This is a genomic window from Enterobacter chengduensis (assembly GCF_001984825.2).
In the GTDB taxonomy this organism is placed as follows: domain Bacteria; phylum Pseudomonadota; class Gammaproteobacteria; order Enterobacterales; family Enterobacteriaceae; genus Enterobacter; species Enterobacter chengduensis.
Genome location: NZ_CP043318.1, coordinates 4,480,985 through 4,503,289, shown reverse-complemented (window position 1 = coordinate 4,503,289; position 22,305 = coordinate 4,480,985). Strand labels below are relative to the sequence as shown.

The window sequence follows — 22,305 nt, the reverse complement described above, 5'->3', positions numbered from 1 at the left end:
TTTTGCTTACGTTGGGATTGAAAACGGTTCATTCTACCGCCATCTCCCTTATATCGCCAAATAGCTGCGTAGAAATTTACGTCACAGGCAAGAAACGATGAACCAGGACGGAAATGTTAAATGACAGGTAAAAAGCGTTCTGCCAGCTCCAGCCGCTGGCTTCAGGAACACTTTAGCGATAAATATGTTCAACAGGCACAGAAAAAGGGGTTACGTTCCCGTGCCTGGTTTAAACTTGATGAAATACAGCAAAGTGACAAACTTTTTAAGCCGGGGATGACGGTTGTTGACCTCGGTGCGGCACCTGGCGGATGGTCCCAGTATGCGGTAACGCAGATCGGCGGAACGGGCCGAATCATCGCGTGCGATCTTTTACCAATGGATCCCATCGTCGGTGTCGACTTCCTTCAGGGCGACTTTCGTGATGAATTAGTGCTGAAAGCGTTACTTGATCGTGTAGGTGAAAGTAAGGTCCAGGTTGTCATGTCAGATATGGCACCAAATATGTGCGGAACACCGGCGGTGGATATCCCCCGCGCCATGTATCTGGTGGAGCTAGCGTTAGAAATGAGTCGTGATGTACTAGCGCCTGGTGGTAGTTTTGTTGTGAAGGTGTTTCAGGGCGAAGGTTTCGAGGAGTATCTTAAGGAAATTCGCTCCCTGTTTGCGAAGGTTAAAGTTCGTAAGCCGGACTCTTCCCGGGCCCGTTCCCGTGAAGTGTATATTGTAGCGACCGGGCGAAAATGATAACCGGGAGATTTCAGACGAAAGTTTGAATGAAACTGGATATAGAGTATCCTGACGCTGTTTTTAACACAGTTGTAATATGAGGTTAATCCCTTGAGTGACATGGCGAAAAACCTAATACTCTGGCTGGTCATTGCCGTTGTGCTGATGTCAGTATTCCAGAGCTTTGGGCCCAGCGAGTCGAATGGCCGCAAGGTGGATTATTCTACCTTCCTGCAGGAGGTCAATCAGGACCAGGTTCGCGAAGCGCGTATCAACGGACGTGAGATCAACGTTACCAAGAAAGATAGTAACCGTTACACGACTTACATCCCGGTGAACGATCCTAAGCTGCTTGATAACCTTCTGACCAAAAACGTCAAGGTGGTCGGTGAGCCGCCAGAAGAACCAAGCCTGCTGGCTTCTATCTTCATCTCCTGGTTCCCGATGCTGCTTCTTATCGGCGTCTGGATCTTCTTTATGCGCCAGATGCAGGGCGGCGGTGGCAAAGGTGCCATGTCGTTCGGTAAGAGCAAGGCGCGTATGCTGACGGAAGACCAGATCAAGACCACGTTCGCGGACGTCGCCGGTTGTGACGAAGCGAAGGAAGAGGTGGGGGAACTGGTTGAATACCTGCGCGAACCGAGCCGTTTCCAGAAGCTGGGCGGTAAGATCCCGAAAGGCGTGCTGATGGTTGGCCCTCCGGGTACCGGTAAAACCCTGCTGGCAAAAGCCATCGCGGGTGAAGCGAAGGTGCCGTTCTTTACTATTTCAGGTTCTGACTTCGTTGAAATGTTCGTAGGTGTCGGTGCATCTCGCGTGCGTGACATGTTCGAGCAGGCCAAGAAGGCAGCACCGTGCATTATCTTCATCGATGAAATCGACGCCGTGGGCCGCCAGCGTGGCGCAGGCCTGGGCGGTGGTCACGATGAACGTGAACAGACCCTGAACCAGATGCTGGTTGAGATGGACGGCTTCGAAGGTAACGAAGGTATCATCGTTATCGCGGCGACTAACCGTCCGGACGTACTTGACCCGGCGCTGCTGCGCCCAGGCCGTTTCGACCGTCAGGTTGTTGTCGGTTTGCCGGATGTTCGCGGTCGTGAACAGATTCTGAAAGTCCATATGCGTCGCGTACCGCTGGCGCCAGATATTGACGCGGCCATCATTGCGCGCGGTACCCCGGGCTTCTCCGGTGCCGATCTCGCTAACCTGGTCAACGAAGCTGCACTGTTTGCCGCTCGCGGTAACAAGCGCGTCGTATCGATGGTGGAGTTCGAGAAAGCGAAAGACAAGATCATGATGGGTGCGGAACGTCGCTCCATGGTGATGACGGAAGCGCAGAAAGAGTCCACGGCGTACCACGAAGCCGGTCACGCGATTATTGGTCGACTGGTGCCGGAACACGATCCGGTGCATAAAGTGACGATTATTCCGCGCGGTCGCGCGCTGGGTGTGACCTTCTTCCTGCCTGAAGGCGACGCGATTAGCGCCAGTCGTCAGAAGCTGGAAAGTCAGATCTCTACCCTCTACGGCGGTCGTCTGGCAGAAGAGATTATCTACGGTGCGGAACATGTTTCGACCGGTGCGTCTAACGACATTAAGGTCGCGACAAACCTGGCGCGTAACATGGTGACGCAGTGGGGCTTCTCCGACAAACTCGGTCCGCTGCTTTATGCAGAGGAAGAGGGGGAAGTCTTCCTGGGTCGCTCCGTGGCGAAAGCGAAACATATGTCCGATGAGACGGCTCGTATCATCGACCAGGAAGTGAAAGCGCTGATTGAACGTAACTACGGTCGCGCGCGTCAGATCCTGAACGACAATATGGATATCCTGCATTCGATGAAAGATGCGCTCATGAAATATGAGACCATCGATGCACCGCAGATTGACGACCTGATGGCTCGCCGCGAAGTGCGTCCGCCAGCGGGCTGGGAAGACCCAGGCGCTTCCAATAATTCTGACAACAATGGCACCCCGCGTGCGCCGCGTCCGGTTGATGAACCGCGTACGCCAAACCCGGGCAACACCATGTCAGAACAGTTGGGCGATAAGTAAGTCCCCGCTGTTGAAGCGTTCGTCTGTACCTCAAACCCTGGAGCTTGCTCCGGGGTTTTTCATTTCTGTTTAACCATAAAGATACCAGGGATTTCGCCATGAAATTATTCGCTCAGGACTCGCATCTCGATCTTTCCCATCCCCATGTGATGGGGATCCTGAATGTTACCCCTGACTCCTTCTCTGACGGCGGCACGCATAACACGCTTATCGAGGCGGTTAAGCACGCGAATTTAATGATTAATGCGGGTGCTACCATCATTGACGTTGGCGGAGAATCAACGCGTCCTGGTGCGGCAGACGTGTCTGTGGAAGAAGAGCTGGCGCGGGTGGTGCCGGTGGTTGAAGCAATCGCACAACGTTTTGAGGTATGGATCTCGGTCGATACGTCTAAACCAGAAGTGATTCGTGAAGTAGCGAGAGTAGGCGCTCACATTATTAATGATATTCGTTCGCTCACCGAGCCTGGCGCACTTGAAGCCGCGGCAGAGACGGGGTTGCCGGTATGTCTGATGCACATGCAGGGTCAACCGAAAACCATGCAGGAAGCACCGAAGTATGACGATGTCTTTGCCGACGTAAATCGCTTCTTTATTGAGCATATCGCACGCTGTGAACGTGCAGGTATCCCAAAAGAGAAATTGCTGCTCGACCCGGGGTTCGGTTTCGGTAAAAATCTCTCCCACAACTATGCACTGCTTGCGCGCTTATCGGAATTCCATCACTTCGGCCTGCCGCTGCTGGTGGGGATGTCGAGAAAATCGATGATTGGCCAATTGCTTAACGTGGGACCGAGCGAGCGCCTGAGCGGCAGCCTGGCCTGCGCGGTGATTGCAGCGATGCAGGGTGCGCACATTATCCGTGTCCATGACGTCAAAGAAACAGTAGAAGCCATGCGCGTGGTGGAAGCCACACTGGCAGCGAAGGAAAACAAACGCTATGAGTAATCGTAAATATTTTGGGACCGATGGTATCCGTGGGCGTGTCGGCGATGCGCCTATCACGCCTGATTTTGTCCTTAAGCTCGGCTGGGCTGCTGGCAAGGTACTCGCACGTCATGGCTCCCGTAAGATCATTATTGGTAAAGATACTCGCATTTCAGGTTACATGCTGGAATCCGCGCTGGAAGCCGGTCTGGCAGCGGCCGGGCTGTCTGCCTCCTTTACGGGCCCAATGCCGACGCCTGCTGTTGCGTATCTGACCCGTACCTTCCGCGCTGAAGCGGGAATTGTCATCTCGGCTTCTCACAACCCGTTCTATGACAACGGCATTAAATTCTTCTCCATTGATGGCACCAAGCTGCCGGATGACGTAGAAGAAGCCATTGAAGCCGAAATGGAAAAAGAGATCACCTGCGTGGACTCCGCAGAGCTGGGTAAGGCGAACCGTATCGTTGATGCGGCGGGTCGCTATATCGAATTCTGTAAAGGAACCTTCCCGAATGAGCTGAGCCTGGCCCACCTTAAAATTGTGGTGGACTGTGCCAACGGTGCGACCTACCACATTGCGCCAAACGTCTTCCGCGAGCTGGGTGCGAAAGTGATCGCCATTGGCTGCGAGCCGGATGGTCTGAACATCAACGAGCAGGTGGGCGCTACTGACGTTCGTGCCCTGCAGGCGCGCGTTCTGGCCGAAAAAGCCGATCTGGGTATTGCCCTGGACGGCGACGGTGACCGCGTGATCATGGTTGACCACGAAGGTAACAAGGTCGACGGCGATCAGATCCTTTACATCATTGCACGCGAAGGGCTGCGCCAGGGCCAGCTGCGCGGCGGTGCCGTCGGCACGCTGATGAGTAACATGGGCCTGGAACTGGCGCTGAAACAGCTCGGTATTCCGTTTGTTCGCGCGAAAGTGGGCGATCGCTATGTGCTGGAAAAATTGCAGGAGAAGGGCTGGCGCATCGGTGCAGAAAACTCGGGTCACGTGATCCTGCTCGATAAAACCACCACCGGTGACGGCATTGTGGCCGCGCTGCAGGTGGTTGCCGCAATGGCGCGCAACCATATGAGCCTGCACGATCTCTGCAGCGGCATGAAAATGTTCCCACAGGTCCTGGTAAACGTCCGTTTTACTGCTGGCAAAGGCGATCCGCTGGAAAATGACAACGTGAAAGCCGTAATGGCTGACGTTGAGGCGGCCCTGGGCAGCCGTGGACGCGTGCTGCTGCGTAAGTCCGGAACTGAACCTTTGATCCGCGTGATGGTAGAAGGTGAAGACGAAGCGCAGGTAACCGAATTCGCGCACCGTATTGCGGATGCCGTGAAAGCTGCATAATCTTGCATGCTAAATGTTTAAAAAGGCGGCGTTTGCCGCCTTTGTTTTAAGCAATTAATGGCTTTTTGCTGTTTTTTTCCGCAGTTGATACAATGCGTCGAAAATGCCCTTGCGAAGGTGATTCGCTTTGGTTAGTATTCACACCCGCTTCAGTGGGAAACAGAAATCCTGCTAATTGGTCGAAGCATTGGTATGCGGCAAATCCGCAAGGAACAGGTTGATTATGTACGAAGCTCTTTTAGTTGTTTTCCTTATTGTAGCCATCGCTCTCGTAGCGCTGATTATGCTGCAGCAAGGTAAAGGCGCTGATATGGGAGCCTCCTTCGGAGCAGGCGCTTCCGGTACGCTGTTCGGTTCAAGTGGTTCTGCGAACTTCATGACCCGCACCACAGCGATTCTGGCTACGCTGTTCTTCATCATCAGCCTGGTGCTTGGCAATATCAACAGCAACAAGACCAGCAAAGGAAGCGAGTGGGAAAATCTGAGCGCGCCAGCAAAAACTGAGCAGACTCAGCCAGCTGCACCGGCTAAGCCAACCAGCGATATCCCGCAGTAAGTATTCCGTACCGAGGTGGTGGAATTGGTAGACACGCTACCTTGAGGTGGTAGTGCCCTAACGGGCTTGTGGGTTCGAGTCCCATCCTCGGTACCAATATTCCAGAAAAAAGACGTCGAAAGACGTCTTTTTTTTCGTTTGTACATTGTATGGCAGGCGAAATGGCGGGTGGCGCTGCGCTTACCCGCCCTACAAACACCAAACAAAAAAGGCGCCTGATGGGCGCCTTTTGCATGACTTGCTGTCGATTACTTCTTATCGCTGTGCTCCAGGTTTTCTACCTGCGGAAGGCCGTTACCGGAACTGGCGGAGAGCAGGCCATTCTCAACATAGTTGAACAGCTTTTCACGGGTATCGGCGATGTCCAGGTTACGCATGGTCAGCTGACCAATACGATCGTCAGGTGAGAAGACCGATTCCCCTTTCTCCATGGTCAGACGCTCTGCTTTATAGGTCAGGTTGTCAGACACGGTATTCAGGATGGAGTAGTCGTTACCGCGACGCAGCTCCAGCGTCACTTCACCGGTGATCGCGCTTGCCACCCAACGCTGCAGTGCATCACGCAGCATCAGCGCCTGCGGATCGAACCAGCGGCCCTGATACAGCAGTTTACCCAGCTGGCGGCCATGCGAGTGATACTGCTCGATGGTGTCTTCGTTATGGATACCGGTCAGCAGACGCTCGTAAGCGATGTGCAGCAGCGCCATCCCCGGTGCTTCATAGATACCGCGGCTTTTTGCTTCGATGATACGGTTTTCAATCTGATCGCTCATACCCAGACCGTGACGACCGCCGATGCGGTTCGCTTCCAGCATCAGCTCGACGTCGTCAGAGAAGGTTTTGCCGTTCAGCGCAACCGGATGGCCGCGTTCGAAACGCACGGTCACTTCTTCTGCCGGGATCTTCACGTTCTCATCCCAGAACTTCACGCCCATGATCGGGTTAACGATCTTCACGCTGGAGTTCAGGAATTCCAGGTCTTTCGCTTCGTGCGTTGCACCCAGCATGTTGGAGTCGGTGGAGTACGCTTTCTCGACTGACATCTTATAGTCGAAACCACAGGCGATCATAAATTCTGACATCTCATGACGGCCACCCAGCTCGTCGATGAAGTCGGTATCCAGCCACGGCTTGTAGATCTGCAGTTCGGCGTTGGTCAGCAGGCCATAACGATAGAAACGTTCAATATCGTTTCCTTTATAGGTGCTGCCGTCACCCCAGATGTTAACGCCGTCTTCTTTCATGGCGGCAACCAGCATGGTGCCGGTAACGGCACGGCCCAGCGGGGTGGTGTTGAAATAGGTCAGGCCGCCGGTGGTGTTATGGAATGCACCACACTGAATAGCCGCGATACCTTCCGCAACCAGTTGCTTACGGCAGTCAATCAGGCGCGCGTTCTCTGCGCCATACTCTTTAGCGCGACGAGGAATGGCATCATAGTCGTCCTCATCCGGCTGACCCAGGTTCGCAGTATAGGCATACGGAACCGCTCCCTTCTGGCGCATCCACAGCAGTGCAGCGCTGGTATCCAGGCCGCCTGAGAAAGCGATGCCAATACGTTGTCCTACCGGAAGATGCTTGAGAATCGTCGTCATAGAATAAAACCCTGCTTGATTGACTGATTAGAGACCGCTTTCGCTCTCTTGTGCATTTTTATGCAAAATAAGTGAGTATTCATTTAATCATCTTTTGGCGAAGACAGGAAGAGAGTCGTGCGTTTTTTGTAAAAATTTTGGTCCGATCGCTCTGGCGGAAGTCGCCTTGACAGGTGGGGTCAACTATCAATATACTAAATGCCGATTTTACGTCCCGTCTTCGGTACCAAATCCCAGCATTATTTGCAAATTCTGTCCAAAACGCGTAGAATTTGCCACGTTTCAGGCGCGGGGTGGAGCAGCCTGGTAGCTCGTCGGGCTCATAACCCGAAGGTCGTCGGTTCAAATCCGGCCCCCGCAACCACTTTCCCATAAAGTTCTTTTTCAAATATACTGTGAAGACTTAGAGCCTTCGTAGCTGGATTTGAAAAAATTCTTTCGGAGAGTGCTCCAGGCCACAGTTGTGGCTATAGGGTTCAGTTATCTAAAGCCCCGATTTATCGGGGTTTTTTGTTATCTGACTACAGAATAACTGGGCTTTACGCCCTTTTTTTATGTCTTGGGGGTGGGCTTGTCCACATTAGAGCAAAAATTAACAGAGATGATTACTGCACCGGTCGAAGCACTGGGCTACGAACTGGTCGGCATCGAATTTGTTCGCGGCCGTACATCGACGCTGCGCATCTATATTGATAGTGAAGATGGCATCAATGTTGATGATTGTGCTGATGTCAGCCACCAGGTGAGTGCGGTTCTTGATGTTGAAGACCCGATTACCGTTGCGTACAACCTGGAAGTTTCCTCACCTGGCCTCGATCGCCCGATGTTCACGGCCGAGCACTACGTGCGCTTTACCGGTGAAGAAGTGGCTCTCGTTCTGCGTATGGCCGTACAGAACCGCCGTAAATGGCAGGGAATTATCAAAGCCGTTGATGGTGAAATGATCACGGTGACAGTCGAAGGCAAAGATGAAGTGTTCGCGCTGAGTAATATCCAGAAGGCGAACCTGGTTCCCCACTTTTAACAGTCTGGATTGAGGTGAAAAGCCCGCGATGAACAAAGAAATTTTGGCTGTTGTTGAAGCCGTCTCCAACGAGAAATCACTGCCGCGTGAGAAGATTTTCGAAGCGCTGGAAAGTGCACTGGCTACAGCAACCAAGAAAAAATACGAGCAAGAGATCGATGTTCGCGTAGAAATCGATCGTAAAAGCGGTGACTTCGATACCTTCCGTCGTTGGGTAATCGTTGAAGAAGTGACCCAGCCGACGAAAGAGATCACGCTGGAAGCTGCCCGTTTTGAAGACGAAAGTCTGAACGTGGGCGACTATGTTGAAGATCAGATTGAATCTGTTACCTTCGACCGTATCACGACTCAGACCGCTAAACAGGTTATCGTGCAGAAAGTGCGCGAAGCCGAGCGCGCGCTGGTTGTCGATCAGTTCCGCGATCAGGAAGGCGAGATCATCACCGGCGTGGTGAAGAAAGTGAACCGCGACAACATCTCTCTGGAGATCAAATCCGAAGGGTTGCCGGGTAACGCTGAAGCCGTGATCCTGCGTGAAGATATGCTGCCGCGTGAAAACTTCCGCCCAGGCGACCGTATTCGCGGCGTTCTGTACGCGGTACGCCCTGAAGCGCGTGGTGCACAGCTGTTCGTGACCCGTTCTAAACCAGAAATGCTGGTAGAACTGTTCCGTATCGAAGTACCGGAAATCGGTGAAGAAGTTATCGAGATTAAAGCGGCAGCTCGCGATCCGGGCTCCCGTGCGAAAATTGCGGTGAAAACCAACGACAAGCGTATCGACCCGGTCGGTGCTTGCGTCGGTATGCGCGGTGCGCGTGTCCAGGCAGTGTCTACTGAGCTGGGCGGCGAACGTATTGATATCGTTCTGTGGGATGACAACCCGGCGCAGTTCGTGATCAACGCAATGGCTCCAGCTGATGTGGCGTCTATCGTTGTTGACGAAGACAAACACACCATGGATATCGCTGTTGAAGCGGGCAACCTGGCGCAGGCGATCGGCCGTAACGGTCAGAACGTACGCCTGGCGTCACAGCTGAGCGGCTGGGAACTCAACGTGATGACCGTTGATGACCTGCAGGCTAAGCATCAGGCTGAAGCCCATGCGGCGATCGATACCTTCACGAAATACCTCGACATTGACGAAGACTTCGCCACTGTTCTGGTTGAAGAAGGTTTCTCTACGCTGGAAGAACTGGCCTATGTGCCAATGAAAGAGCTGCTGGAAATTGACGGTCTGGATGAACCAACCGTTGAAGCCCTGCGTGAACGCGCTAAAAACGCACTGACCACCCTGGCACTGGCTCAGGAAGAAAGCCTTGGCGATAAGAAGCCGGCTGATGACCTGCTGAATCTGGAAGGTCTTGATCGTGCGATTGCGTTCAAGCTGGCTGCCCGTGGTGTTTGTACGCTGGAAGATCTCGCTGAGCAAGGCGTTGATGACCTGGCTGATATCGAAGGTTTAACCGACGAGAAAGCCGGAGAGCTCATCATGGCCGCACGTAATATTTGCTGGTTCGGCGACGAAGCGTAATAAACTGTAGCAGGAAGGAACAGCATGACTGATGTAACTGTAAAATCGCTGGCTGCTGAGATTCAGACCTCCGTGGACCGCCTGGTACAGCAATTTGCTGATGCAGGGATCCCGAAGTCCGCTGATGACTCGGTGACCGCGCAAGAAAAACAAACCTTGTTAACGCACCTGAACCGTGAACACGGCTCTACGCCTGACAAGTTAACGCTGCAGCGCAAAACGCGCAGCACGTTAAATATCCCTGGTACCGGTGGCAAAAGCAAATCGGTACAAATTGAAGTCCGCAAGACGCGCACCTTTGTAAAACGTGATCCGCAAGAGGCAGAACGCCTTGCCGCGGAAGAGCAGGCACAGCGTGAAGCGGAAGAACAAGCTCAGCGTGAGGCGGAAGCAGCCGCCAAACGTGAAGCAGAATTAAAAGCTGAACGTGAGGCCGCAGAAAAAGCGAAACGCGACGCAAGTGATAAAGTGAAGCGTGACGCTGCGGAAAAAGACAAAGTGAGCAATCAACAGACAGACGAAATGACCAAAACCGCCCAGGCTGAAAAAGCCCGCCGTGAAAATGAAGCTGCCGAGCTGAAGCGTAAAGCGGAAGAAGAAGCCCGCCGTAAGCTGGAAGAAGAAGCTCGCCGCGTCGCCGAAGAAGCGCGCCGTATGGCTGAAGAAAACGAGAAGAACGGTGTGAATACCGTTGAGCCGACTGAAGACACCAGCGACTATCACGTGACCACTTCTCAGCATGCGCGTCAGGCTGAAGATGATAACGACCGTGAAGTTGAAGGCGGTCGTGGCCGTGGCCGTAATGCAAAAGCTGCGCGTCCAGCGAAAAAAGGCAACAAGCACGCTGAATCTAAAGCTGACCGTGAAGAAGCACGCGCGGCTGTTCGCGGTGGTAAAGGCGGCAAGCGCAAAGGTTCCGCGCTGCAGCAGGGCTTCCAGAAGCCAGCTCAGGCCGTTAACCGTGACGTTGTGATTGGCGAAACCATCACCGTTGGCGAACTGGCGAACAAGATGGCGGTTAAAGGCTCTCAGGTCATCAAAGCGATGATGAAGCTGGGCGCGATGGCAACCATCAACCAGGTGATCGACCAGGAAACCGCACAGCTGGTTGCCGAAGAAATGGGCCACAAAGTTATCCTGCGTCGTGAAAACGAGCTGGAAGAAGCGGTAATGAGCGACCGTGACACAGGTGCTGCGGCAGAACCGCGCGCACCGGTAGTGACCATCATGGGTCACGTTGACCACGGTAAGACCTCTCTGCTTGACTACATTCGCTCTACCAAGGTTGCCTCTGGCGAAGCGGGTGGTATTACGCAGCACATCGGTGCATACCACGTAGAAACTGACAACGGTATGATCACCTTCCTGGATACCCCAGGCCACGCCGCGTTTACCTCTATGCGTGCTCGTGGTGCTCAGGCGACGGATATCGTTGTACTGGTTGTTGCTGCAGACGACGGCGTGATGCCGCAGACCATCGAAGCTATCCAGCACGCGAAAGCGGCCGGTGTGCCGGTTGTGGTTGCCGTGAACAAGATCGATAAGCCAGAAGCGGATCCCGATCGTGTTAAAAACGAACTTTCCCAGTACGGCATCCTGCCGGAAGAGTGGGGCGGCGAAAGCCAGTTCGTACACGTGTCTGCGAAAGCGGGTACCGGTATCGACGAACTGCTGGACGCGATCCTGCTGCAGGCCGAAGTTCTGGAGCTGAAAGCCATCCGTAACGGTATGGCGAGCGGTGCGGTTATCGAATCCTTCCTGGATAAAGGACGTGGCCCGGTTGCTACCGTTCTGGTTCGTGAAGGTACGCTGCACAAAGGCGATATCGTTCTGTGCGGTTTCGAATACGGTCGTGTTCGTGCGATGCGTAACGAACTGGGTCAGGAAGTGCTGGAAGCGGGTCCGTCCATTCCAGTGGAAATCCTGGGTCTGTCCGGTGTTCCGGCTGCCGGTGACGAAGTGACCGTTGTGCGTGACGAGAAGAAAGCGCGTGAAGTGGCACTGTATCGTCAGGGCAAATTCCGTGAAGTTAAGCTGGCTCGTCAGCAGAAATCTAAACTCGAGAACATGTTTGCCAACATGACCGAGGGCGAAGTTCACGAAGTGAACGTTGTTCTGAAAGCCGACGTTCAGGGTTCTGTGGAAGCGATCTCCGACTCCTTGCTGAAACTGTCTACCGACGAAGTGAAAGTGAAGATCATCGGTTCTGGCGTAGGTGGTATCACCGAAACCGACGCGACCCTGGCCGCTGCGTCCAACGCTATCCTGGTTGGCTTCAACGTTCGTGCGGATGCCTCTGCGCGTAAAGTGATTGAATCTGAAAGCCTGGATCTGCGCTACTACTCCGTCATCTATAACCTGATCGACGAAGTGAAAGCAGCGATGAGCGGCATGCTGTCTCCTGAGCTGAAACAGCAGATTATCGGTCTGGCTGAAGTACGTGACGTGTTCAAATCACCGAAATTCGGTGCGATCGCGGGCTGTATGGTTACCGAAGGTAACATCAAGCGTCACAACCCAATCCGCGTACTGCGTGACAACGTGGTTATCTACGAAGGCGAGCTGGAATCCCTGCGCCGCTTCAAAGATGACGTCAACGAAGTCCGTAACGGCATGGAATGTGGTATCGGCGTGAAGAACTACAACGACGTTCGCGTTGGCGATATGATCGAAGTGTTCGAGATCATCGAAATTCAGCGTACCATCGCATAATCTTCGTCGACTGAAGATTGGCTGACGTAGGCCGGGTAAGCGAAGCGCCACCCGGCAATAATTTCAAAAAGGGGCTTTAGCCCCTTTTTTGTCTGGAGAATTTATTATGGCGAAAGAATTTGGTCGCCCTCAGCGCGTAGCGCAGGAAATGCAGAAAGAGATCGCACTCATTCTGCAACGTGAAATTAAAGACCCGCGCGTCGGCATGATGACCACCGTGTCCGGTGTCGAAATGTCCCGCGATCTGGCGTATGCAAAAGTGTTCGTCACCTTCCTGAACGATCAGGACGAAGCGGCCGTGAAAAACGGCATTAAAGCGCTGCAGGAAGCCTCCGGCTTCATCCGCTCTCTGCTCGGCAAAGCGATGCGCCTGCGTATCGTGCCTGAACTGACCTTCTTCTACGACAACTCGCTGGTCGAGGGTATGCGTATGTCCAACCTGGTGACCAGCGTGGTGAAACATGACGACGAGCGTCGTGTTAACCCGGCGGACGACAGCAAGGAGGACTGATGAGTCGTCCTCGTCGTCGCGGTCGCGACGTGCATGGAGTGCTGCTGCTGGATAAACCCCAGGGCGCATCCAGCAACGACGTGCTGCAAAAAGTGAAGCGTATTTATAACGCCAACCGGGCGGGCCACACCGGCGCGCTCGATCCGCTGGCAACCGGCATGCTGCCGGTATGCCTGGGTGAGGCGACAAAGTTTTCCCAGTACCTGCTCGACTCCGATAAGCGCTACCGCGTTATCGCTAAGCTGGGCCAGCGCACGGATACCTCCGACGCGGATGGCCAGGTCGTGGAAGAGCGTCCGCTGACCTTCAGCGCGGAACAGCTTGACGCTGCGCTGGAGAGCTTCCGTGGGGACACGATGCAGGTGCCGTCGATGTATTCGGCGCTGAAATATCATGGCAAGAAACTCTACGAATATGCACGTCAGGGCATTGACGTCCCGCGTGAAGCCCGTCCGATTACCGTGTATGAGCTGCTCTTTATTCGCCATCAAGGTGATGAGCTGGAGCTGGAAGTGCACTGTTCGAAAGGGACCTATATTCGCACCATCATTGACGACCTCGGTGAAAAGCTGGGCTGCGGCGCGCATGTGATTTACCTGCGCCGTCTGGCGGTGAGCAAATACCCGGTGGAGCGAATGGTAACCCTGGAACATCTTCGCGAGCTGGTTGAGCAGGCGGAAGCCCAGGGGATCGCGCCGGCAGATTTGCTGGATCCCCTGCTGATGCCGATGGACAGTCCGGCAGCGGACTTCCCGATTGTTAATCTTCCTTTAACATCGTCCGTTTACTTTAAGAACGGCAATCCGGTTCGCACGGCACAAGCGCCGCAGGAAGGGCTGGTGCGCGTGACCGAAGGTGACGAAGGGAAATTCATCGGGATGGGCGAAATGGATGGCGAAGGGCGCGTTGCGCCGCGTCGTCTGGTCGTCGAATATCCGGTCGACGCGTGACGGTGATAACGGCTCACCTTGCGATAAGCTGGGGAGACGAGTAGAATATCGCCGCTTAACGCCTGGTAAATTGTTTAACAATCTGCGGGGCGTACATGGGGTCGCTGAATTAGAGATCGGCACCCTTACATTCTTTATACTTTGGAGTTTGAAAATGTCTCTAAGCGTTGAAGCTAAAGCTAAAATCGTTTCTGAGTTTGGTCGTGGTACTAACGACAGCGGTTCTACCGAAGTTCAGGTTGCGCTGCTGACTGCACAGATTAACCACCTGCAGGGTCACTTTGCAGAGCACAAAAAAGATCACCACAGCCGTCGTGGTCTGCTGCGCATGGTTTCTCAGCGTCGTAAACTGCTCGACTACCTGAAACGTAAAGATGTTGCACGCTACACCGCGCTGATCGAGCGTCTGGGTCTGCGTCGCTAAGTCTTGCGAGTTTCAGAAAAGGGGGCCTGATGGCCCCTTTTTTCAACCAGACGGCAGCAATTCACTGGAAACTATTGTATTGTTGCTATAAATGATCTTCATTGCAGAGGTTCGCGCGGCTAATGAGAGGCTTCACCCATGGGGGTGTTGGTTGTCATTAGTCGCGAGGATGCGAAGAAGGTCGGGTTAAATCGACAGCACGCCGGTGGTGTGCTGTCAAACATTTAAGAAAGGACAGAACTTTGCTGAATCCGATCGTTCGTAAATTCCAGTATGGTCAACATACCGTGACCCTGGAAACCGGCATGATGGCACGTCAGGCTACTGCTGCCGTTATGGTAAGCATGGATGACACCGCGGTATTCGTTACCGTTGTTGGCCAGAAAAAAGCTAAACCAGGTCAGGACTTCTTCCCGCTGACCGTTAACTACCAGGAGCGTACCTACGCTGCCGGTAAAATCCCGGGTGGTTTCTTCCGTCGTGAAGGCCGTCCAAGCGAAGGCGAAACCCTGATCGCGCGTCTGATTGACCGCCCGGTTCGTCCGCTGTTCCCGGAAGGCTTCGTTAACGAAGTACAGGTTATCGCGACCGTTGTTTCCGTTAACCCACAGGTTAACCCGGACATCGTTGCGATGATCGGCGCATCCGCTGCCCTGTCACTGTCTGGTATTCCATTCAATGGCCCAATCGGTGCCGCACGCGTTGGCTACATCAACGACCAGTACGTGCTGAACCCGACCCAGGAAGAGCTGAAAGAAAGTAAGCTGGACCTGGTGGTTGCCGGTACTGAAGCCGCTGTGCTGATGGTTGAATCCGAAGCTGAACTGCTGAGCGAAGACCAGATGCTGGGTGCGGTGGTCTTTGGCCACGATCAGCAGCAGATCGTTATCCAGAACATCAACGACCTGGTGAAAGAAGCCGGTAAGCCACGTTGGGACTGGCAGCCAGAAGCAGCAAACGACGCGCTGAATGCACGCGTTGCGGCGCTGGCAGAATCTCGTCTGAGCGACGCGTACCGTATCACCGACAAACAGGAGCGCTATGCTCAGGTTGATGCGATCAAATCTGACGTGACCGCGACCCTGGTTGCCGAAGACGAAACGCTGGACGCTAACGAAATTGGCGAAATCCTGCACGCTATCGAGAAAAACGTTGTTCGTAGCCGCGTTCTGGCAGGCGAGCCGCGTATCGATGGCCGTGAAAAAGACATGATCCGTGGTCTGGATGTGCGTACTGGCGTGCTGCCACGTACTCACGGCTCCGCGCTGTTCACCCGTGGCGAAACGCAGGCGCTGGTTACCGCGACCCTGGGTACCGCTCGTGACGCACAGATCATCGACGAACTGATGGGCGAGCGCACCGACAGCTTCCTGTTCCACTACAACTTCCCTCCGTACTCCGTAGGCGAAACCGGTATGGTTGGCTCGCCGAAGCGTCGTGAAATTGGTCACGGTCGTCTGGCGAAGCGCGGCGTGCTGGCAGTGATGCCAGAAGCAGACAAATTCCCGTACACCGTACGCGTGGTGTCTGAAATCACCGAATCCAACGGTTCTTCTTCCATGGCTTCCGTGTGTGGTGCTTCTCTGGCGCTGATGGATGCAGGCGTGCCGATCAAAGCCGCCGTTGCGGGTATCGCAATGGGCCTGGTGAAAGAAGGCGACAACTTCGTTGTTCTGTCTGACATTCTGGGTGACGAAGACCACCTGGGCGATATGGACTTCAAAGTGGCGGGTTCCCGCGACGGTATCTCTGCGCTGCAGATGGATATCAAAATTGAAGGCATCACCAAAGAGATCATGCAGGTTGCGCTGAATCAGGCTAAGGGTGCGCGTCTGCACATCCTGGGCGTAATGGAACAGGCTATCAACGCGCCACGTGGTGATATCTCTGAATTCGCACCGCGTATTCACACCATCAAGATCAATCCAGACAAGATCAAAGATGTTATCGGTAAGGGCGGTTCCGTTATCCGTGCGCTGACCGAAGAGACCGGCACCACCATCGAAATCGAAGATGACGGTACTGTGAAGATCGCAGCAACCGACGGCGAGAAGGCGAAATTCGCGATCCGTCGCATCGAAGAAATCACTGCAGAGATCGAAGTGGGCCGCGTCTACGCAGGTAAAGTGACCCGTATCGTTGACTTTGGCGCGTTCGTTGCCATCGGTGGCGGTAAAGAAGGCCTGGTTCACATCTCTCAGATCGCTGACAAGCGCGTTGAGAAAGTGACCGATTACCTGCAGATGGGTCAGGAAGTACCGGTTAAAGTTCTGGAAGTTGATCGCCAGGGCCGTATCCGTCTGAGCATTAAAGAAGCAACCGAGCAGTCTCAGCCAGCTGCTGCGCCAGAAGCACAGGCAGCAGAACAGCAGGGCGAGTAAGTTGCCATTTGCCCTCCGCGTTGCGGAGGGCCTATTATCAGGCAGGACGCCTTGTTAAGCCGCCGGGGGACAGGACGTTCATCCAATAGTTGTCTTCGGGAGTGGGAAATGAAGCCTTTTTTGCGCTGGTGTTTCGTTGCGACAGCTTTAACGCTGGCAGGATGCAGCAACTCTGCCTGGCGTAAGAGCGAAGTCCTCGCAGTGCCATTGCAACCGACTTTGCAGCAAGAAGTGATTCTGGCACGCATGGAACAAATACTTGCCAGTCGGGCTTTAACCGATGACGAACGCGCACAGCTTTTATATGAGCGCGGAGTGTTGTATGATAGTCTCGGTCTGAGGGCATTGGCGCGAAATGATTTTTCACAAGCGCTGGCTATCCGACCTGATATGCCTGAAGTATTCAATTACTTAGGCATTTATTTAACGCAGGCAGGCAATTTTGATGCTGCCTATGAAGCGTTTGATTCTGTACTTGAGCTTGATCCAACTTACAACTACGCGCACTTGAATCGCGGTATCGCATTGTATTACGGCGGTCGTGATAAGTTAGCGCAAGATGATCTGCTGGCGTTTTATCAAGACGATCCTAATGATCCTTTCCGTAGCCTGTGGCTTTACATCGTTGAGCGGAAGCTCGATGAGAAGCAGGCAAAAGAGGCCCTGAAACAGCGCTTCGATAAATCGGACAAGGAACAGTGGGGATGGAACATTGTCGAGTTCTACCTGGGCAACATTAGCGAAGCAACGCTGATGGAACGCCTCAAGGCGGACGCAACGGATAACACCTCGCTCGCTGAGCATCTCAGTGAAACCAACTTCTATTTAGGTAAGTACTACCTAAGTCTGGGGGATATGGACAGCGCTACGGCACTGTTCAAATTAGCGGTTGCTAACAACGTACACAACTTCGTTGAGCACCGTTATGCATTGTTGGAATTATCGCTCTTGGGCCAGGAGCATGACGACCTGGCAGAATCGGACCAGCAATAGCTGACGACATAAACATCAGCCCGTAATCTTTTGATTGCCATCACCTTAACTGGTGAGGGCGTTGTTGTTCGTCAATACACCTACTTTGAGCCGGTTCACACTTTTCAATGAAAATTGCTAATCATTTTCACGATGAGCTAAGTAGACTGGCCGCCATTGACATTGAGGCACTCGTACTACATGGCTGAATTCGAAACCACTTTTGCAGATCTGGGCCTGAAGGCTCCTATCCTTGAAGCCCTTAACGATCTGGGTTACGAAAAACCATCTCCGATCCAGGCTGAGTGTATCCCACACCTGCTTTCTGGTCGTGACGTGCTGGGCATGGCCCAGACTGGTAGCGGTAAAACTGCAGCGTTCTCGCTGCCGCTGCTGAACAACATTGATCCGGACCTGCGTGCACCGCAGATCCTCGTTCTGGCTCCAACCCGTGAACTGGCTGTTCAGGTTGCAGAAGCCATGACGGAATTCTCTAAACATATGCGCGGCGTAAACGTGGTAGCCCTGTACGGCGGCCAGCGTTATGACGTGCAGTTACGCGCCCTGCGCCAGGGCCCACAGATTGTTGTCGGTACGCCGGGCCGTCTGCTGGATCACCTGAAGCGCGGTACGCTGGATCTCTCTAAACTGAGCGGTCTGGTACTGGATGAAGCAGATGAAATGCTGCGTATGGGCTTCATCGAAGACGTTGAAACCATCATGGCGCAGATCCCAGACGGTCATCAGACCGCGCTGTTCTCTGCCACCATGCCGGAAGCGATCCGTCGTATCACCAAGCGCTTCATGAACGATCCTCAGGAAGTGCGCATTCAGTCCAGCGTCACCACTCGCCCGGACATCAGCCAGAGCTACTGGTCTGTGTACGGCATGCGCAAAAACGAAGCGCTGGTACGTTTCCTGGAAGCGGAAGATTTTGATGCGGCGATTATCTTCGTTCGTACCAAAAACGCGACCCTGGAAGTGGCTGAAGCCCTGGAGCGTAGCGGCTACAACAGCGCAGCGCTGAACGGCGACATGAACCAGGCCCTGCGTGAGCAGACTCTGGAGCGTCTGAAAGACGGTCGTCTGGATATTCTGATTGCAACCGACGTGGCAGCACGTGGTCTGGACGTTGAGCGTATCAGCCTGGTTGTGAACTACGACATCCCGATGGATTCCGAGTCTTACGTTCACCGTATCGGCCGTACCGGTCGTGCGGGTCGTGCTGGCCGCGCGCTGCTGTTCGTTGAGAACCGCGAGCGTCGCCTGCTGCGTAACATCGAACGCACCATGAAGCTGACCATTCCAGAAGCGGACCTGCCAAACGCAGAGCTGCTGGGCAAACGCCGTCTGGAAAAATTCGCCGCCAAAGTACAGCAGCAGCTGGAAAGCAGCGATCTGGATCAGTACCGTGCGCTGCTGTCGCAGATTCAGCCTGTTGCTGAAGGCGAAGAGCTGGACATGGAAACCCTGGCTGCAGCACTGCTGAAAATGGCTCAGGGCGAACGTAGCCTGATCGTGCCACCCGATGCGCCGATGCGTCCTAAGCGTGAATTCCGTGACCGTGACGATCGCTTCGAGCGTCGTGGCGACCGTAACGACCGTGGCCCACGCGGTGACCGTCCAGAGCGTGGTGGTGAAGACCGTCCACGTCGTGAACGTCGCGACGCGGGTGACATGGAACTGTACCGCATTGAAGTGGGCCGTGATGATGGCGTTGAAGTGCGTCATATCGTTGGCGCGATCGCTAACGAAGGCGACATCAGCAGCCGTTACATCGGTAACATCAAGCTGTTCGCATCCCACTCTACCATCGAGCTGCCAAAAGGCATGCCGGGTGAAGTGCTGCAGCACTTTACGCGTACCCGCATCCTGAACAAGCCGATGAACATGCAGCTGCTGGGCGATGCACAGCCACGTCCTGACCGTGGCGGCGAGCGTCGTGGCGGTGGTCGCAGCTTCGGCGGCGAGCGTCGTGAAGGCGGTCGCAGCGAAGGTCGCGGCGGTGAAGGTCGTCGTTTCTCCGGCGAGCGTCGCGAAAGCCGTGGCCCACGTCGTGAAGAAGGCACCAGCCGTCGTCGTTTCGGTGACGCGTAAGCCTTACGCTTCTGACGTAAAGTAAAATATACAGCCCCGATACGCGCTATCGGGGTTTTTTTTATTCCCTTTGTACTCTTGTACTGGTACAGTGCGTCACATTAACATGCTTCCCGCATAATTGACTGGAGAAAAGGCTGTATGGCGACACTAACCACCACCCAAACGTCACCTTCGCTGCTTGGCGGCGTGGTGATCATCGGCGGAACCATTATAGGTGCCGGGATGTTCTCCCTGCCCGTGGTCATGTCCGGTGCGTGGTTCTTCTGGTCGCTGGCCGCGCTGGTCTTTACCTGGTTCTGTATGCTCCATTCCGGGCTGATGATCCTCGAAGCCAACCTGAACTACCGTATCGGCTCCAGCTTCGACACCATCACCAAAGATCTGCTGGGCAAGGGCTGGAACCTGGTGAACGGTCTGTCCATCGCCTTTGTGCTCTATATCCTGACCTACGCATATATTTCGGCGAGCGGTTCGATTCTGCATCACACCTTCTCGGAGATGTCGCTGAACGTTCCGGCGCGTCTGGCGGGGCTGTGCTTCGCGCTGGCCGTGGCGTTTATTGTCTGGATGAGTACCAAAGCGGTGAGCCGCATGACGGCGATCGTGCTGGGCGCCAAGGTCATCACCTTCTTCCTGACCTTCGGCAGCCTGCTGGGGCACGTGACGCCCGCCACGCTGTTTAACGTCGCGGAAGTGAATACGTCCTACACCCCGTACCTGCTCATGACGCTGCCGTTCTGCCTGGCGTCGTTCGGCTATCACGGCAACGTGCCGAGCCTGATGAAGTACTACGGCAAAGATCCGCGCACCATCGTGAAGTGTCTGGTTTACGGCACGCTGCTGGCGCTGGGGCTGTATGTGATTTGGCTGCTGGGGACGATGGGCAACATCCCGCGTCCGGAGTTTATCGGCATTGCCCAGAAGGGCGGCAACATCGACGTGCTGGTGCAGGCCCTGAGCGGCGTGCTGAACAGCCGCAGCCTGGATCTGCTGCTGGTGATCTTCTCTAACTTTGCGGTGGCGAGCTCTTTCCTCGGCGTGACGCTGGGCCTGTTTGACTACCTGGCGGATCTGTTTGGCTTTGATGATTCCGCGCTGGGGCGCTTCAAAACCGCGCTGCTGACCTTCCTGCCGCCGATTGTGGGCGGCCTGCTGTGGCCGAACGGCTTTCTGTACGCCATTGGCTATGCGGGGCTGGCGGCAACCATCTGGGCGGCGATCGTGCCCGCGCTGCTGGCGCGTAAATCACGTAAACGCTTTGGTAGCCCGAAATTCCGCGTCTGGGGCGGCAAGCCGATGATTGCGCTAATCCTGGTGTTTGGGGTGGGTAACGCGCTGGTGCACGTGCTGTCGAGCTTTAACCTGTTGCCGGTATATCAGTAAAACGTGCGGCTTGCCCCCTCACTCCGCCCCTCTCCCAAAGGGAGAGGGAGCAAAGCAAAAAACTACCCCACCAACTCCTCTTTCACCTGCATCGCCAGATCGAACGAATGCAAACGCGCCTGGTGATCGAAAATCTGGCCGTTAACCATAATCTCATCCGCCTGCGTTTCGCGCAGCACCGCCTCCAGCCCGTGGCGCACTTTCGCCTTATCGCCGACCAGCGACATGCTCAGCGCCTGCTGTACGCCGTACTGTTCGGAGGCTGACCACAGCTGATGCATATTCTCTACCGGCGGCGGAAGCTGGCCCGTTTCGCCGCGACGCAGCCTCACAAACGCCTGCTGCATGGAGGTAAACAGGAATTCCGCGTCACGATTGCTGTCGGCGGCAATGATGTTGATACACACCATCGCGTACGGCTTCTCCAGACGCTCGGACGGCTTGAAGTTCGTGCGGTAAAGATGCAGCGCCTGATGCAGCATATCCGGCGCGAAGTGCGAGGCAAACGCAAACGGCAGCCCCAGCTGGGCGGCGAGCTGCGCGCTGTAGAGGCTTGAGCCTAAGAGCCAGACCGGGATCTTCTCGCCGTAGCCCGGCACCGGCCGCACGTGCGGGTTCGGATCGCGGGCGTCGAACCAGTCCACCAGCTCGGCCACGTCGCGCGGGAAGTTGTCGATATCGCCGCTCATATGGCGGCGCAGGGCGCGCATGGTCGGCTGATCGCTGCCCGGCGCGCGGCCAAGCCCTAAATCGATACGTCCCGGATAGAGGGTATTCAGGGTGCCGAACTGCTCGGCGATCACCAGCGGGGCGTGGTTGGGCAGCATCACGCCGCCGGAGCCCAGGTGCAGGGTGGTGGTATTTGCCGCCAGATAGCCAATCAGTACCGAGGTGGCGGCGCTGGCAATGCCTACCATGTTGTGGTGCTCGGCCAGCCAGTAGCGCTGATAGCCACGCTTTTCAGCCAGCTGAGCCAGGTCGAGAGAGTGCGAAAAGGCCTCTCTTGCCGAGGCGCCTTGTGGGATCGGCGCCAGATCCAGCACCGAAAACGGAAGGGTTTTGTCAGTCATAACAGCTCACTTTGTCGACGGTCAATCTTTAATAC

Annotated in this window: 18 protein-coding genes and 2 tRNA genes; 18 read left to right on the top strand and 2 right to left on the bottom strand. The window is 54.8% G+C overall.

Going from position 1 to position 22,305, the window contains the following annotated elements:
* The first annotated feature begins 120 nt into the window (after positions 1–120).
* The 6 genes from rlmE to FY206_RS21740 all read left to right on the top strand — a co-directional run bounded on the left by rlmE (position 121) and on the right by FY206_RS21740 (position 5,713).
* Positions 121–747 (top strand): 23S rRNA (uridine(2552)-2'-O)-methyltransferase RlmE, encoded by a 627-nt coding sequence (rlmE, locus tag FY206_RS21765; RefSeq protein ID WP_077064347.1) that lies wholly within the window; start codon positions 121–123, stop codon positions 745–747.
* A 102-nt stretch (positions 748–849) separates the two neighbouring features.
* Complete coding sequence (ftsH, locus tag FY206_RS21760; RefSeq protein ID WP_014833437.1) at positions 850–2,784, top strand: ATP-dependent zinc metalloprotease FtsH; 1,935 nt, start codon at positions 850–852, stop codon at positions 2,782–2,784.
* 98 nt (positions 2,785–2,882) lie between these two features.
* The gene (folP, locus tag FY206_RS21755) at positions 2,883–3,731 is read left to right on the top strand and encodes a dihydropteroate synthase (protein ID WP_024906364.1); all 849 of its coding nucleotides are present in this window, start codon (positions 2,883–2,885) and stop codon (positions 3,729–3,731) included.
* The gene (gene glmM, locus FY206_RS21750) at positions 3,724–5,061 is read left to right on the top strand and encodes a phosphoglucosamine mutase (protein ID WP_032642349.1); all 1,338 of its coding nucleotides are present in this window, start codon (positions 3,724–3,726) and stop codon (positions 5,059–5,061) included. The genes folP and glmM overlap by 8 nt, the downstream gene beginning before the upstream one ends.
* Positions 5,062–5,284: 223 nt before the next feature.
* Entirely contained in the window at positions 5,285–5,617 is a 333-nt protein-coding gene (gene secG / locus FY206_RS21745) for a preprotein translocase subunit SecG (protein WP_021242256.1), read from the top strand.
* A 9-nt stretch (positions 5,618–5,626) separates the two neighbouring features.
* Positions 5,627–5,713 (top strand) — tRNA-Leu (locus FY206_RS21740).
* A 152-nt stretch (positions 5,714–5,865) separates the two neighbouring features.
* On the opposite strand, the gene argG is transcribed toward FY206_RS21740, so the two are convergent.
* A complete protein-coding gene (gene argG, locus FY206_RS21735) occupies positions 5,866–7,212 on the bottom strand; it encodes an argininosuccinate synthase (RefSeq protein WP_032642346.1) in 1,347 nt (448 codons plus the stop codon).
* Between the two features lie 287 nt (positions 7,213–7,499).
* Between argG and FY206_RS21730 the strand changes: the two genes are divergently transcribed.
* The 12 genes from FY206_RS21730 (at position 7,500) to mtr (ending at position 21,200) form a co-directional block, all read left to right on the top strand.
* A tRNA-Met gene (locus FY206_RS21730) sits at positions 7,500–7,576 on the top strand.
* Positions 7,577–7,783: 207 nt separating this feature from the next.
* A complete protein-coding gene (rimP, locus tag FY206_RS21725; RefSeq protein WP_014833432.1) occupies positions 7,784–8,236 on the top strand; it encodes a ribosome maturation factor RimP in 453 nt (150 codons plus the stop codon).
* A gap of 28 nt (positions 8,237–8,264) precedes the next feature.
* On the top strand, positions 8,265–9,767 hold the full coding sequence (nusA, locus tag FY206_RS21720) for a transcription termination factor NusA (protein ID WP_003861798.1): 1,503 nt from the start codon (positions 8,265–8,267) through the stop codon (positions 9,765–9,767).
* A gap of 24 nt (positions 9,768–9,791) precedes the next feature.
* Positions 9,792–12,479, top strand: a complete 2,688-nt coding sequence (gene infB / locus FY206_RS21715; protein ID WP_077064430.1) for a translation initiation factor IF-2 — start codon at positions 9,792–9,794, stop codon at positions 12,477–12,479.
* A gap of 106 nt (positions 12,480–12,585) precedes the next feature.
* On the top strand, positions 12,586–12,990 hold the full coding sequence (gene rbfA, locus FY206_RS21710) for a 30S ribosome-binding factor RbfA (protein ID WP_003024988.1): 405 nt from the start codon (positions 12,586–12,588) through the stop codon (positions 12,988–12,990).
* Entirely contained in the window at positions 12,990–13,940 is a 951-nt protein-coding gene (truB, locus tag FY206_RS21705; protein WP_032642342.1) for a tRNA pseudouridine(55) synthase TruB, read from the top strand. The genes rbfA and truB overlap by 1 nt, the downstream gene beginning before the upstream one ends.
* 154 nt (positions 13,941–14,094) lie before the next feature.
* Positions 14,095–14,364: a 30S ribosomal protein S15 gene (gene rpsO, locus FY206_RS21700; RefSeq protein ID WP_003861789.1), complete on the top strand. Its 270-nt coding sequence runs from the start codon at positions 14,095–14,097 to the stop codon at positions 14,362–14,364.
* 242 nt (positions 14,365–14,606) lie between these two features.
* Positions 14,607–16,745: a polyribonucleotide nucleotidyltransferase gene (pnp, locus tag FY206_RS21695; RefSeq protein ID WP_032642340.1), complete on the top strand. Its 2,139-nt coding sequence runs from the start codon at positions 14,607–14,609 to the stop codon at positions 16,743–16,745.
* A gap of 108 nt (positions 16,746–16,853) precedes the next feature.
* Positions 16,854–17,738, top strand: a complete 885-nt coding sequence (gene nlpI, locus FY206_RS21690; RefSeq protein ID WP_032642338.1) for a lipoprotein NlpI — start codon at positions 16,854–16,856, stop codon at positions 17,736–17,738.
* Between the two features lie 107 nt (positions 17,739–17,845).
* The gene (gene yrbN / locus FY206_RS25875) at positions 17,846–17,926 is read left to right on the top strand and encodes a protein YrbN (RefSeq protein WP_100122156.1); all 81 of its coding nucleotides are present in this window, start codon (positions 17,846–17,848) and stop codon (positions 17,924–17,926) included.
* Entirely contained in the window at positions 17,919–19,814 is a 1,896-nt protein-coding gene (locus FY206_RS21680) for a DEAD/DEAH family ATP-dependent RNA helicase (RefSeq protein WP_032642335.1), read from the top strand. The genes yrbN and FY206_RS21680 overlap by 8 nt, the downstream gene beginning before the upstream one ends.
* A gap of 141 nt (positions 19,815–19,955) precedes the next feature.
* Positions 19,956–21,200, top strand: a complete 1,245-nt coding sequence (gene mtr, locus FY206_RS21675; RefSeq protein ID WP_032642333.1) for a tryptophan permease — start codon at positions 19,956–19,958, stop codon at positions 21,198–21,200.
* Between the two features lie 62 nt (positions 21,201–21,262).
* On the opposite strand, the gene FY206_RS21670 is transcribed toward mtr, so the two are convergent.
* On the bottom strand, positions 21,263–22,270 hold the full coding sequence (locus tag FY206_RS21670; protein WP_032642330.1) for a luciferase-like monooxygenase: 1,008 nt from the start codon (positions 22,268–22,270) through the stop codon (positions 21,263–21,265).
* Between the last annotated feature and the right edge of the window lie 35 nt (positions 22,271–22,305).